This window comes from Ancylomarina salipaludis, assembly GCF_004122035.1.
GTDB classification, from domain to species: Bacteria; Bacteroidota; Bacteroidia; order Bacteroidales; family Marinifilaceae; genus Ancylomarina; species Ancylomarina salipaludis.
Genome location: NZ_SAXA01000001.1, coordinates 388,167 through 403,021, shown reverse-complemented (window position 1 = coordinate 403,021; position 14,855 = coordinate 388,167). Strand labels below are relative to the sequence as shown.

Below are 14,855 nucleotides of genomic sequence, written 5' to 3'. Positions count from 1 at the left end.
TTTTATTCCATGAAGATAATTTTTTCAAGTTCGCTCCATTTTACAATGTGGTATTCTTCTGAGGATGTGAAAATAATAATGCCTGCATTTTTATAGGATACATCGGCCTGATCGCCCAGAAATAGTTTCTCTCCACTTTTGAGTTCAATGGAGGAATAATCTTCAGCCATTGGTTTGATACTTTTAATGTTTCTGAAGGGAATAGAAAATTTAATATCATCATTGTAGCCATTTAGTAATTCAGAATCCATGGCTTCGTCTAAATCATAAACAATAACGCCTTCGAATTCTTTTCCTGATTTTGTGACGATTTTACCATAAAGTCTTTCACTTTCCGGGAATAAAGTGTCGCAAAGATTTTCTGTTTCAAGCTCACTCATGATTTCAAAAGAGATAAAATGCTTCCAGTCAAAATCGGCTCTGCCAATGTTAGGAAGGCTCATGATAATTCCTTTGTTACTGCTATTAACATCATTGGTGCTGTACAACTCAATTTCTCTTCCCGAATTGAGTTTCACGAGACAGCCGTTTTCTTGTTTTGTAATATTGTTGATTTTTCGGAAAGGTATCTTGAGATTCCCATCGGAGGAATTTCCATCCAATACATCATCTAATAATCGTTCGTCATGATCCCACTGAACAAAACCCGTAAATTCGCCTTGAGTGGTTGTGAGTTTGCCATAAATACCTTGACCGAATGAATCGTTAATTTTTTGAGCAGGGCGGAAAAATCTGATGATATCAACTTTATTCCAATTCAGATTGATTAGTCCAAGTTCAATATCTAAAACTGATATGCTGGTGTTTACATCATTGGATCCACCTTTGAGATTGATGAATTTTTCTGATTTCAGTTCTAAACTAACACTTTCTCGTCCAGTTACCGTTATTGATTTTATATCACCAAACCGACATTGAAACTTTCTGTCGAAGGAACTCGTACTTTGTCTGTCGGTGTGGACTGATATATTAACCCAATCCCGGGAATGGGTGTGAGTCGAAGATTTGTAAGTTGTTTTAAAGTTTGATTTATTCAGGTATTTGATATAGGGATTTGAGATTTTTTCAGAATTGAAAATGTCAGACAAGAAGACTTCTTCGTTCCCCCAACGTATTGGTCCTTCATAAGTTTTCCCCTCAATTGTTGTGACACTTCCGTAAATCATGCATTTGCTTTGTGCTGATATTGAGTTTGATAAAGTAGTAAGTCCCGTAAGTAGAGTAAATAAAAACAATAGCTTAAGCCTGGATTGAGTGTGTGGATATTTTTTCATTGTAAGTAAGCGTTAAAATATTCAAGTTGCTTATTTAACGAACAGACGACTCAAAAGTTACAGGTAATTGCAAAAATATAAGAAATGCGTTTGTTACAATGTTTAATATCTGTTGAGAGATATTCTGATTTTCGGTGTTGAATTGAAACGAATTGCTTGATTTATTGTTTTTTTCTAAAGAGAATTTGAATGATTTTAGCTTTTTCGACAGGAGGGTAGATTTGAATTAATTCCCAGTCTTTATCGTAGTTGGCTATTGTTTTTTTGAGCTGATAAATTTTCAGCAAATCTTCGGTAATGCCGTCTCGAATATCATGATCGTCAACTTCCCATGGGAAGGACTCCAAGCGATAGAGGAATTTTCGATTCTTCTTATTAATCTTAACTTCAATCTCGGCTAGATCTGATCCTATATTGATAGGTATTGGGATACATAATTCTCTCATAGCTAAGTTTTATAAAATATTATTGGTGAACTATTCATATTTAATGACCATAACCGGATCAGACTTGGCAGCTTTAAAGGATTGCCACGAGACTGTAGAAAGACCGATAATGAGTGTAATAATCAGAGTTAGAATAAAAACCCATGCATGTATAACAATTCTATAAGGAAAATCCTGTAGCCAAATATTAAGAGCCCAATAAGCAAAGGGAACTGCAATCAGGTTGGCGATTATTATGAGTTTAAGAAATTCCCGGGTTAAGAGATATACAATATTATTGGTTGATGCTCCCAGGACTTTTCTTATGCCGAGTTCTTTGTTTCGTTGTTCAGCCATAAAGGAGGATAAACCAAATAATCCCATTGAAGCGATTAAAATACAGATGAATGAAAAAATAATAAACAGTAGAGTCAATCGTTCTTCGGTTTTAAATCTCTTATTGATTTTATCATCCAAAAAGAAATAATGAAATGCATGATTGGGACTAAAGGATTTCCATACATCCCGAATGTAGCTTATGGTTTCATTTTGATTAGTTTGTCTGATTTTAATATAAATAACATCTCTGTCTTCAGGGGCTTCAGAAATAAAGAGGCTCAGGGGTTCAATTGTTGTGCTTAGGGTTTGATAATGAAAATCAGTTATAACACCGATGACTTTCCCTAATCTTACTTCTTTATGTTCTCCAAATGAAACGCCAAATTGAAGTTTTTTGCCTATGGCATTGGCTCCCCATTTAAATTTATTACTTGCAGATTGGTTGACAATAAAGGCGGTTGTAGAGTCGGTCTTAATTGCTTTATTGAATTTACGCCCTTGCATCAATCTTAATTTCATTAAATCAATATAATCAAAGTCAATTATGTTGAAATTTAAAGCATGCTCTTTCATTCCATCGGCTGTCTCATACAAATGAACGGTCTTTGAATTAGAGAATCCGATTATTGAATTAGATGTTGCTACAGCTTCAATATTCGAGTTTTTCTTGAGTTCAGTTTTGAAAATATTCATATTGGTCCTGAGCGAGGAGTCACGAATAGGAGCAATAAGAATGTTTTCTTTATCAAATCCCATATCCTTATTTTTCAGGAAAAAGAGTTGCGAAATGACAATGATTGTTCCGCTAATCATGATAGCTGAAACTGTAAACTGGCAAATAACCAGAATTTGTCTTAAACGCTTGTTGCCACCTCTTGCTTTTCTTCTTCCCTTAAGAATTGCTACCGGACGAAAGGCGGATAAATAAAATGCCGGGTATGATCCTGAGAGTATCCCAAGGATTAGTGCTATAGAAATAATAAATAAAAAGATGTCAGGCGTTTGAACGATGTTTAGAACCAGATCTTTGTTGACCATCATATTGAAAACAGGAAGGATTAATTCTACAATTATGATTGCGATGCCTAAAGCAGCAAATGTGAGAGTTAAGCTTTCTAACAGAAATAAACGAATGATGCTTTCTTTTTGAGCACCAACAACTTTACGCATACCAACCTCTTTGGCTCTTTTGCTTGATCTTGCAGTGGCCATATTCATATAATTGATTCCTGCAATTGATAGGATAAAGATGGCAATTGCCAATAGAATATAGATGTACTTTATATTGCCTGTTGGAGCATCCCAGTTTAAATCTGATTTTAAATGGATATCTGTAAGTTTTTGAAATATTATTTTGAAATCGATCCCAAATTGTTCGCCAAAGTCGTTCATGTATTTTTGATAATAAAGCGGGAATCGTTGTTCAACTTTATCAATAGAGCTATTCTCTTTGAGTAAAATGAAAGTGTAATAGCTAAAATTCCAAAAGGAGATGGGTTCAATAGTGTTGAAGTTGGCGTTTCCACTTCGTTTAGCCAATGTACTGATGGAATAAAGGATGTTGAATTTAAAATGTGAATTGGACGGAATGTCTTTTATGATAGCTGTGACAGTAAACTGGTGTCTTTCATCAACTTTAATAATCTTGCCAATAGGATCTTCATCCCCAAAATATTTATGAGCTAAGGTTTCGTTTAATACTGCAGAGAAAGGTTGTGTTAGTGCCTTTTTCGGATCTCCTTTTACTAATTCATATGAGAAAACATTAAAAAGAGTTGAGTCTGTATAGGCAATATTTTCTTCGTAAAAGTTTTTGTCTTGATATGTAATTTGTTGTTTGTGCGCGGTTATAAACCGTACATATTCTTGCACTTCGGGGAAGTATTGTTTGAAGGTCGGACCCATGGGTAAAGCTGAAGTGGCTGTGCGGTCACGATTCCCGTTGAGGACAAAATCTATTCCAATTCTGTAAATTCGGTCGTGTTTAAGATTGTACTTGTCGTAGGAATATTCATCACGAATAAAGAGCGTGATTAAGATAGTACAGACTAATCCTATGGACAATCCTACCATATTGATAGCAGAATAGAACTTATTTCTTGATATATTTCGAATAATAGTGATAAAGAAATTTTTGAGCATAGGATTGTTCTTTTATTCCATAAGTAGGTCAAATATTTTTAGAGATTACAGTTTTTGTCTCATATTTTCAGTTACAATATGTCCGTCGAAAAGTTGAATGATTCGATGAGAACGATCCGCATCTGAAGGGGAGTGGGTTACCATCACGATGGTGGTTCCCGTCTCGTTGAGCTGAGTCAGCAGATTCATCACCTCTTCTCCATTGGTTGAGTCGAGATTCCCAGTCGGCTCATCGGCTAAAATGAGTTTTGGGTTTGTGATAACCGCACGGGCAATGGCAGCTCGTTGTTGTTGTCCTCCGGATAATTGCTGGGGGAAATGCTTGGCTCTGTGCATAATTTTCATTCTGTCTAAGGTCTCATTGACACGTCTTTTTCGCTCCGAACTTGAAACTTTCATGTAGAGTAAGGGAAGTTCTACATTCTCATAAATGGTTAGTTCTTCAATCAAATTAAAACTTTGGAAAACAAAGCCAATGTTTTCTTTTCTGAGATTGGTTCGTTGTCGTTCATTATATCCGTCAACACGTTCGTTGTAGAAAAAAAGCTCGCCACTACTAGGGTTGTCCAATAAACCCAGAATATTAAGTAGCGTCGATTTTCCACAACCGGAGGGCCCCATGATAGCAACAAATTCACCTTCATTTATTTCCAGGTTTACGTTATTCAGAGCAGTGGTTTCCACCTCATTGGTTCTGAATTTTTTCATTAAGTTGTTTGTCTTTATCATGATATCTTTAATTTCAGTTTGTGAGAAATATAGTGTGTCATTTTATTCGTATCTAATTGCTTTTATAGGGGCAATTGTTGATATTTTATAACTCTGATAAAAAACCGTTATAAAGGCAATTAGGATAGACAGAAGGCCAGCTCCCAAAAATTCCATCCACGAAATATGAATTCGATAAGCAAAACCTGCTAACCACCATTGCATAAGAAAATAAGCAATTGGCCAGGCAATAAGGTTGGCTAGTAATATCCATTTCAGAAAACGGTAGAGGAATGATCTTAACAGGTTTTGAAATTCAGCGCCAAAAACTTTTCGGATCCCCATTTCCTTATATTTCTGTTCAATAATGTATGATGACAAGCCAAATAAGCCCAGTGCCGATATAATTATCGCTATTAGAGTAAAGGATATAAAAACCAGACTCATGCGTGATTCGGCTTTGTATAAATATGAGAAATCATCTTTCAAGAGGCGATATGAGAAAGGTATTTTAGGAAAAGATTTGCTCCAGGTTTCCCTAATTTTGTTTATTATGGGTTGTTCGTCTCCCGATGTTTTAATTGCAATATATTTAAATTCATCGGAGCTCATAAGCATGAGTAAGGGTTTGACACCAACTTGTAAGCTGTTAAAATTGAAATTTTTGACAATACCAATGACTTCGCCCTCGTAATCCCAAATTTTGACTTTTTCTCCAATGGTATATTTCATATTCATAACGGAAGCAGCAGCTTCGTTAATAACCAGTTTTAGACTGTCAGCGCCTTGTTTTGATGAAAAAGCACGTCCTTGTAGGACTTCCATTTCAAAAGTTTCAATAAAATCATAATCGACGAAACTTAACTGGAACAAGACATCTTTTGCATCTTTCGACTTCCCTTTCCAAGAAATATCTGATGTTGAATTTGTAAAATTAATGGGCATTTGGTTGGCCGCAGTAACCTTAAGTACACCGGGTATTTTAATCAGATTTTCCTTCAATTTTGGATAGTGTTTCTGGAAATTATCCAGCATCTCAATGTAAATGATGTTGTCTTTCTGGTAGCCAACATCTTTATCTTGAAGAAAATCCAATTGTCTGTAAATAACGCTTGAGCAAATAATGAGAGCTACTGATATTATAAATTGAATAATAACCATCAATTTACGAAATAAATGGGAATCGCGGTATAATTTTCCCTTGAGGATTCGAATGGGTTTAAACGATGATAAATATAAAGCTGGATAGCTTCCCGAAACAAAACCGGTAAACAGAACGATTGCAGCAAAAGATAAAAGTAAAGTTGGATTGGATAATTTTAAGGTGAGATCTCTTTGTGTTAATTCCTTAAAAAAGGGTAGAAGTAACTCCACGAGTACAATTGCTAATCCAAAAGCTAGCAGACTGATGAAAATTGATTCAGCCATAAATAAAGCGAACAATCCTCTTTTGTGCGCGCCTACAACTTTTCTTACAGCAACTTCTCTGGCTCGTCGTTCTGAACGTGCTGTGGATAGGTTCATATAGTTAAAACAGGCAATCAATAAGATAATAAACGCAACCAGGGTGAAAATTCTGATGTACAGAATGGGACTGAGTTTGTTCCCATTGATTGAATGGAGGTGATAATCAGAAAACTTTTGTAATGCCAGATCGGTATTTGATTGTTTTAGGTTTTGTTTGATATAGGGTTTTATTTTAGTCTCTAAACTTGGTATATAGGTGTTGTTTTTAATTTGGATTATCGTTAAAAATGCATGAGAATCCCAATTGTTTAGATTAAATCCCCAATTTTCTTTAATAAAGTTGAAGGGTAATAAAAAGTCAAAATAGAGTGACGAATTTTTAGGCGAGTCCTTAAGAACCGCACTGACATGATATTTAAGATTTGTATTGATGCTGATGGTTTTTCCCAATGGATTGTCCTCTCCGAAATAGCGTTTGGACATCTTTTCAGTAATAACAATTGATCGTTCATCCGGCATAACTAGGTTGGGGTTGCCAAGAAGGACCGGAAAACTAAATATTTTGAAGAAATCCGGATCAACACATAATCCCGAATTTTCAACAAAAGTTGATCCTTCAGTGCTTAGCATTAATTTCCCCCATGTTCTTGAAATGCGAGTAGCCTTATCAATTTCATCAATATTTTCTTTCAGATTGGCGGCAAGTGGCGCAGGGGTTGCATAAACGGTGAAAGTTTCACCATCAGCATAGGTCTGATTTTCGTAAACACTGTATATCTGGCTTTTGTTTTGATGAAATGAATCAAAACTTAATTCGTATTCAACCCATAATAAAATAAGTAAGCTACAAGTAATTCCTGTAGCTAAACCTAAAATATTAATCAGTGAATATCCCTTTTGAAGATAGAGTTTCCTGAAAACAGTATTTAGAAAAATTTTGAACATTAATTAATATATCTGTTGTTTCGAGAATTGTTTTGCGAATTTAAAATAATATTATTTTAAATTTTCGGCTGATTTATTTTCCTTCTTCAATTACCAAAATTTTTATAATAGAAAACAGAATTTATGATTACACTCGAATACTTTATGAGTTTATTTATCAGCTAGTTTCGTGCCAAAAAATCTTGTTTGTTGTATATCAGCTTATCATGCAGTAATTTAATCATTTTTAGATTTGCAAAATGATCGATTTTCGAACAAATTTTGTACGAAATCGAACATTTTTGTTTTGATTTTGGATTTTTAGTCCTATCTTGATGTTCGATTTTGGACACATACAAATCAAAAAAGAAGATGAAAAGGCTTTGGTTAGATTAGAACTTAAGCAGTTGAGATATAAAAACGGAAACAATGAGTAAAGTCGGAAAAATTTTAGCAATTGATGATAATGAAGATATTCTTTTTTCATTGAAATTGCTGTTGAAGCAGCATGTTGAGTTGATTCACACCGAATCAGATCCTGAATTGATTCCCAAATTGATGAAGCAGGAAACCTATGATGTGATTCTTTTGGATATGAATTTTACAAAGGATGCCATTAGTGGGCAGGAGGGCTATCATTGGTTGAATCGAATTCTTGAAATTGATCCCCGAGCGGTTGTGCTTTTCATCACGGCTTATGGTGATGTTGAGAAATCTGTAAAAGCAATCAAGGCAGGTGCGACTGATTTTATTTTAAAGCCTTGGCAAAATGAAAAGCTAATGGCCACAATTTCTTCAGCGATCAAACTTAGAAAATCGAAAGAAGAGGTGAAGCAATTAAAATCCAAGCAAAAAGAGTTGAATGCGGTTTTGGATCAGCCTTTCAATGATTTTATTGGTGTTTCTCCTGAAATGCAAACTGTTTTTTCGACCATACAAAAGGTGGCGGTAACAGATGCCAATGTTTTAATATTGGGAGAGAATGGAACGGGAAAAGAACTTGTTGCGCGAGCTCTTCATCGAAATTCGTCGAGAAAGGATGAGGTGTTTGTAAGTGTTGACTTGGGTTCAATTAATGAAAACTTATTCGAGAGTGAATTGTTTGGTCATGTAAAGGGTGCTTTTACCGATGCAAGAGCGGATCGTCCCGGTCGTTTTGAAATCGCCTCAGGAGGGACACTGTTTCTGGATGAAATAGGTAACTTATCTTTGCCTATGCAGGCTAAATTACTGACGGTTCTTGAAAGACGCGAAGTTATTCGTGTGGGGTCAAACAAACCGATTCCGATTGATATTCGACTGATTTGTGCAACAAATATGCCTATTCTTCAGATGGTAGCTGAGGAAAATTACAGACAGGATTTGCTTTACCGAATTAATACAGTAGAGATTAGTTTGCCGGCACTAAACGAACGATACGAGGATATTCCTTTATTGGCAGAACATTTCTTGAAGATTTATGCGAAGAAGTATAAGAAGAGTTTTGGTCCACTTTCAAAAGCGTGTATCAATAAATTATACGATTATTCCTGGCCCGGAAATGTACGCGAACTTCAGCATTTGATGGAGCGTGCAGTAATTATGGCCGATGATAATAATTTGCAACCCAGCGATTTTCAGATTAATACCGGACATTCGCAACAAAGCGATGTTGAGCTGGATAGTTACAATTTGGAAGAGGTGGAAAAGAATATCATTCAGAAAGTATTAAAAACCAATCAGGGAAACATTTCGAAAGCAGCCGGAGAACTTGGTTTAACTAGAACATCCTTGTATCGAAGATTAGAGAAATATGGTTTATAAAAGCTTCAGACTTAATTTTATTTTTAGGATTGTAGCGCTTTCTGCAGCTATATTTCTATTGGCTTTTGTTTTGTCAAAGAATAACTATTATACGACAGCCAGTCTTATTTTTCTTGTAATTATCTATCAGATTTACGAGATGATTAAGTACGTTGAAAAAACCAATAGGTTGCTTAAAAATTTCCTGGAATCGATACGCTATTCTGATTTTACAAGAAATTTTAAGGTGCAGGGCTTAGGGAGTTCTTTTGATAAATTGCAGGAGTCTTTTAATGCGGTGATTTCTGATTTTCAGAAAATCAGGGCCGAGAAGGAGGAGCATTATTTTTACTTGCAAACCGTTATTCAGCATATTGGAATTTCACTGATAGCATTTCATCGCGATGGTTCGGTTGAGATGATAAACAATGCTTCCAAGAAACTGTTTCAGGTTAGTAATCTGACTAAAATTCAGGATTTAGAAAGTTTCAGTCCTGAATTTGTTGAGGCGCTTCTGAAACTTAAGCATGGTGAAAATACGCTGATCAAGGTTAATGATAATGATGATATTTTGCAATTGGCGATTTATGCTACCGAGTTTAAAATAAACGACAGACAGGTTATTCTGGTTTCGATTAAAAATATCCAATACGAGCTTGAGGAACAGGAAATAGAATCGTGGCAAAAATTGATTCGTGTTTTAACTCATGAAATCATGAATTCTATTACCCCCATTTCTTCTTTATCGAATACATTGACTACTATTCTTGATGATTTTGGGATGAGTAATGTCAGTAAGTTTGATGAAAAAGATCAAGAAACGATTACCGAAGTGAAGATGGCTTTGGCAACAATTCAAAAACGTAGTTCGGGTTTGTTGCATTTTGTTGATACTTATCGAAATCTGACTAAGATACCGAATCCGAATTTTAGTATTTTTCCTGTTAAGCAACTTTTCGACAACATCCATATGTTGATGAAAGAAGAGATGAAAAATCGTAATATTGAGTGTAGTATCAGTATTGATCCTGAATCGATTGAGCTTTCAGCTGACGAACTTTTAATTGAGCAGGTATTGATTAATTTGATAAAGAATTCAATTCATGCACTTGAACATACCGAGAACCCTAAAATAAGTTTGAGGGCCTATTTGAATAAGCGTGGACGGATTTCGATTCAGCTTACCGATAACGGGCAAGGTATAATAAAGGAGGTGTTGGATAAAGTTTTTATTCCATTTTTTACCACCAAACCTAAGGGATCCGGAATTGGATTGGCTCTATCAAAGCAAATTGTACGTTTGCATGGTGGTACAATTACTGCACATTCTATTCCTGATGAAAAAACAACATTTACACTAACTTTTTAATTGCAAGGAGAAATTCGTGCAGACGAAAATAAAAAATGGTCTGTCTCTTGTTTTGAGACAGACCATTTTTTTAATAATTGAATTTGAATTATAAATCTTCAGGAAATTCCTTCAAATTATTCTGATATATTTTCAGTCCTGTTTTAGGATCGTAATGGGAGCTAGGCCCTGCAATACAGCCTCCTTCACAAGCCATCACTTCAATGAAATTACCACTGGTTTTTCCGGTTTTTGCAAAGGCTTTTAGCATATTGATTTTCTTTTTGTCTAAGCCATTTACGATAACAGGTTTTATATTGACGTATGGTTTTACCTCCAGCACCGATTGAGCAACACCACCACTGGCAGCATAAGCACGACCGTGATTTTTAATACTTCTGTCAAGCTCAATTGGATTACCATCGATATTTATATGCCATCCTCTAAACAGACCGGACAACTCCTCAAATGTCATCACATAATCCACATTCGGATCAGCCATTCCTTCACGGCGTTTAGCAATACATGGACCAATAAATACCAATTTGGCATTTGGGTATTGTTTCTTAGCTAATTCAGCAGTGTAATACATCGGACTTTTTGTGTGCGATACGTACTGCTCCATCATTGGAATATGTTTTTTTACAGCTGAAACATAGGCCGGACAACATGATGTGGTCATAAATGGAGCTTTGTCTTCCAGACGTTCAAGTAACTCATCTGCCTCATTTACGGTTGTGACATTTGCACCTTTAGCAACTTCAATCACGTCATGGAAGCCAAGTGTTTTTATGGCACCAATAACATTTTCTGTTTTATATTTGAATTGGCCATATAGGGCTGGAGCAACCAGAGCGATCGTTTCTTGTTCTGATTTTAGAGATTTCATCACATCGATGATTTGTGAATTCTCCATAATTGAACCAAATGGACAAGCTGTAATACACTTACCACAATCGATACATTTTTCTTCATCAATTTGTTCCTTACCGTGCTCATTTTTAGAGATGGCACCTACAGGACAGGCATTCTCGCATGGTACAGGCATGAAAATAATTGAATGATAAGGGCAAACATTCATGCAGATCCCACAGTTGATACAGTTTTTAGGATCAATTTGAGCCTGACCATTCGCATTCCAGCTTACTGCTTTTTTAGGGCAGTTCATCATACATGGATGAGCCACACACCCCTTACACAGATTGGTTACGATATATGAATTCTGAACACATGAGGTACAGGCTTCGTCAACAACAGTTAGTATCTTTTCGATAGGATTTTCTCTCTGAAGAGCTTCTGTTGCATATTCACCTAGTGTTTTAAGTTCATCACGATCATCTTCAAGTTCGAAACCCAAAAGTGGAATTAACTTTTCTTTAATGATGACTCTTTCCTTAAATATACAGCATCGATCCGCGTCTTCTCTATTTCTTGGAGCCATTTCAAGGGGAACCCTATCAAGATTAGAAACAAGTTTGTCATCGTTAAAGAGCTCTGCCATATTGGCAACCAGATCTCTTCGAATAATCATTGTATTATCTACGTAAGCCATTTTTGCTGTATTTTTGGGTTGTTAGGATTGTTTTTTTTGACGCCGCAAAAGTAGATATAATATGCTTTCCCTTTTTAAATTTTAATGTTTTTTTTAACTATGTTTTAAGTGTTTCATAAAAAAAACTCGAATGAAACATTCGAGTTTTTTATTTACTTTTTTGAGTTGGCTTTTAAGCCAAGTTCTTTACCTTTTTTGAGCATATACTGATAGGCTTCTTCGTAGTTGTTTTGAATTTCACCATCGAGAATCGCATCTTTTATAGCTGTTTTTATATCTCCGATAACACGTGAAGGTGAAAGGTTGAAAGTGCTGATGATTTCTTCACCACTGATAGGGGGTTGAAAATTTCTGATAGTATCTTTTTCTTCAACCTCCTTTAGTTTGCGACGTACGAGTTGAAAATTATCCAGAAATTTCTTCACTTTGGCTTCGTTTTTCGATGTGATATCAGCTTCGCAAAGCAGCATTAATTCTTCAATATCGTCACCTGCATCGAATAATAAACGGCGAATAGCCGAATCGGTCACAACTTCTTGTGCTAAAACGATAGGGCGCATATGTAAGGAAACCATTTTTTGAACAAATTTCATTTTTTCATTCAAAGGCAGTTTCATGTTCTTGAAAATTTGGGGGACCATTTTCTCGCCTATAAAGTTGTGAGCGTGAAAAGTCCAGCCAATACCTTTGACAAACTTTTTTGTTTTGGGTTTGGCAATGTCGTGAAGTAAAGCGGACCAACGCAACCATAAATTGTCAGAGTGGCAGCATAAATTGTCAAGAACTTCAAGGGTGTGATAGAAATTATCTTTATGGCTAATGCCGTTTCGTGTTTCTCTACCTTTCAATTTGCCAAATTCAGGAAAAATAAGTTCGAGTAAGCCCGCTTCATCCAGTAATTTAAACCCAATTGAAGGCTGTTTTGACATCACAATTTTATTCATCTCTTCAATAATTCTTTCTTTAGAGATGATGTGAATTCTATCCTTATTGGCTTTTATAGCCTCAAAAGTAACATCAGAAATTTTAAAGCCCAGTTGGGTTGCAAAACGAATGGCACGCATCATTCTCAGAGGATCATCTGAGAAGGTGATAATAGGATCAAGTGGTGTTTTGATAATTTTGTGTTGCAGATCTTCGATGCCTCCAAAGGGATCAAGAAGTTCTCCAAAGTTATCTTTATGCAGGCTCAATGCCAAGGCATTAATGGTAAAGTCCCGACGTTTTTGGTCGTCATCCAGTGTCCCATCTTCTACAATCGGATTACGTGAATCTCTTTGATAGGACTCCTTGCGTGCGCCTACAAATTCGATTTCAAAGCCTTTGTATTTGAGCATGGCCGTACCGTAACTCTTAAAAATAGAGACCTTAGTATTACCTGCACGAGCAGCGACTTTCTTAGCCAATTCGATGCCGCTGCCTATTACGACAACATCAATGTCTTTCGATTCTCTTTCAAGAAAAAGGTCACGAACAAAGCCTCCAATTACGTAGGATTCAAGGTTTTCTTCCGTTACAATATCTGAAAGTATAGGGAATATGGGGTGTGTTAAAAATCTCTTCACAGTTTAAACTTATATAAATATCAATTCAGGAGTGTATTAGCTTAAGCTGATACATGTTTCAAGTTTGAAACGAATATCTCCTTGATCGGGCAAAAATACAATTATTTAGGATCATTCTAAAATATAAGAATAGATAATCAGCTTTCTAATGAAATTGCACCTATTTTAAAGATGATTTGGATGCTATTGATTTCATGAATTAGTCAGGCGCTCTTCAATCTAAACAGTGGCATTTTGTCATATTATTATCTTGGCATGTTAATTGATATGTAGAAATAGACATATTTACATTTTTAAATTTAATAATTATGGTAGAGCATTTAACATTAGCATCTTTCAAGGAAAAGGTGTTTGATTTCGAAAATAATAAGGATTGGAAATTTGAAGGGAATAAACCTTGTTTAATTGATTTTTATGCAGACTGGTGTGGACCTTGTAAAGCGGTAGCTCCTGTTTTGGAAGAGTTGAAGAAAGAGTATGGTGACAAATTGGAGATTTATAAGATTAACACGGAAGAAGAAAAAGAGTTGTCTTCTGTATTTGGTATACAAAGTATTCCTTCGCTCTTATTTGTACCACAGGATGGCCAGCCTCAGATGGCTCAAGGTGCCTTGTCAAAAGAATCCTTCAAGCAAGCATTTAAGGATGTTTTAGGCGTGAGTGAATAATCTTCTGAAGTAAGAATATTCAAGTATATTTGAGCATCAATAATAAATCAAACAATTATGAGAAATTTAATAAAATCAACCTTCCTGTTAGGGTTTGTATTCCTGAGCCTTGCAGGCTTCTCTCAATCGAAAGTGATTGCTTTGGATGATGAAGGTTTTAAAGAAAAAGTTTTTGACTTTGTGAATGAAAAGGAATGGGTGTTTAAAGGTGATAAGCCTGTAATTGTTGATTTTTATGCGACTTGGTGTGGTCCTTGCAAAAGGGTAGCGCCAATTCTTGAAGAATTACAAGAGGAATATGGCGATGCCATTCAAATTTATAAGGTGGATACGGATAAGGCCAGAGCGGTTTCGGCTGCATTTGGTATTACAAGTATTCCTTCCTTCTTGTTTATTCCTGCCCAAGGGCAACCCCAGATGGCAAAAGGGGCTTTTCCAAAAGCAACCTTTGTGAAAGCTTTAACCGAAGTTATGGGGGTAAAGGAAGTTGTTAGTGAAAAATAGAGGACTGCTAAGTCTTTAAATATGAGAGCACCCAAGTTTTATGGGTGCTTTTTTTGTGCCAGAGACTTTGTTTGCTATCAGATATTCCTTGTATCTTTGTTGATAATGAAAAGTTTAGATCATTCCGTATTGAAATGAATTGAGACTTGTATTTTAA

At 35.7% G+C, this 14,855-nt stretch carries 11 protein-coding genes; 4 read left to right on the top strand and 7 right to left on the bottom strand.

Translation table 11 applies throughout. The features are described from left to right. Positions 1-2: 2 nt before the first annotated feature. The 5 genes from EO244_RS01705 to EO244_RS01685 all read right to left on the bottom strand — a co-directional run bounded on the left by EO244_RS01705 (position 3) and on the right by EO244_RS01685 (position 7,300). Complete coding sequence (locus EO244_RS01705) at positions 3-1,274, bottom strand: hypothetical protein (RefSeq protein WP_129252303.1); 1,272 nt, start codon at positions 1,272-1,274, stop codon at positions 3-5. A 161-nt stretch (positions 1,275-1,435) separates the two neighbouring features. Further along, a complete protein-coding gene (locus EO244_RS01700) occupies positions 1,436-1,720 on the bottom strand; it encodes a hypothetical protein (RefSeq protein ID WP_129252301.1) in 285 nt (94 codons plus the stop codon). 30 nt (positions 1,721-1,750) lie between these two features. Beyond that, positions 1,751-4,180 (bottom strand): ABC transporter permease, encoded by a 2,430-nt coding sequence (locus tag EO244_RS01695; protein WP_129252299.1) that lies wholly within the window; start codon positions 4,178-4,180, stop codon positions 1,751-1,753. 45 nt (positions 4,181-4,225) lie between these two features. Then, positions 4,226-4,909: an ABC transporter ATP-binding protein gene (locus EO244_RS01690; RefSeq protein ID WP_129252297.1), complete on the bottom strand. Its 684-nt coding sequence runs from the start codon at positions 4,907-4,909 to the stop codon at positions 4,226-4,228. A 42-nt stretch (positions 4,910-4,951) separates the two neighbouring features. Beyond that, the gene (locus tag EO244_RS01685) at positions 4,952-7,300 is read right to left on the bottom strand and encodes an ABC transporter permease (protein WP_129252295.1); all 2,349 of its coding nucleotides are present in this window, start codon (positions 7,298-7,300) and stop codon (positions 4,952-4,954) included. 408 nt (positions 7,301-7,708) lie between these two features. Here EO244_RS01685 and EO244_RS01680 point away from each other — a divergent pair, with 408 nt between their 5' ends. Together EO244_RS01680 and EO244_RS01675 are read left to right on the top strand one after the other, a co-directional pair. Further along, a complete protein-coding gene (locus EO244_RS01680) occupies positions 7,709-9,082 on the top strand; it encodes a sigma-54-dependent transcriptional regulator (protein ID WP_129252293.1) in 1,374 nt (457 codons plus the stop codon). After that, positions 9,072-10,430 (top strand): sensor histidine kinase, encoded by a 1,359-nt coding sequence (locus EO244_RS01675; protein WP_129252291.1) that lies wholly within the window; start codon positions 9,072-9,074, stop codon positions 10,428-10,430. Before EO244_RS01680 ends, EO244_RS01675 begins: the two co-directional genes overlap by 11 nt. Before the next feature lie 88 nt (positions 10,431-10,518). Here EO244_RS01675 and EO244_RS01670 read toward each other — a convergent pair whose 3' ends face one another. After that, positions 10,519-11,961 (bottom strand): monomeric [FeFe] hydrogenase, encoded by a 1,443-nt coding sequence (locus tag EO244_RS01670; protein ID WP_129252290.1) that lies wholly within the window; start codon positions 11,959-11,961, stop codon positions 10,519-10,521. A gap of 152 nt (positions 11,962-12,113) precedes the next feature. Continuing rightward, positions 12,114-13,526 (bottom strand): CCA tRNA nucleotidyltransferase, encoded by a 1,413-nt coding sequence (locus EO244_RS01665; protein ID WP_129252288.1) that lies wholly within the window; start codon positions 13,524-13,526, stop codon positions 12,114-12,116. Between the two features lie 308 nt (positions 13,527-13,834). Between EO244_RS01665 and trxA (EO244_RS01660) the strand changes: the two genes are divergently transcribed. Together trxA (EO244_RS01660) and trxA (EO244_RS01655) are read left to right on the top strand one after the other, a co-directional pair. After that, the gene (gene trxA, locus EO244_RS01660) at positions 13,835-14,194 is read left to right on the top strand and encodes a thioredoxin (RefSeq protein WP_129252286.1); all 360 of its coding nucleotides are present in this window, start codon (positions 13,835-13,837) and stop codon (positions 14,192-14,194) included. A gap of 57 nt (positions 14,195-14,251) precedes the next feature. Beyond that, positions 14,252-14,698 (top strand): thioredoxin, encoded by a 447-nt coding sequence (gene trxA, locus EO244_RS01655; RefSeq protein WP_129252284.1) that lies wholly within the window; start codon positions 14,252-14,254, stop codon positions 14,696-14,698. The last annotated feature ends 157 nt before the right edge of the window (positions 14,699-14,855 follow it).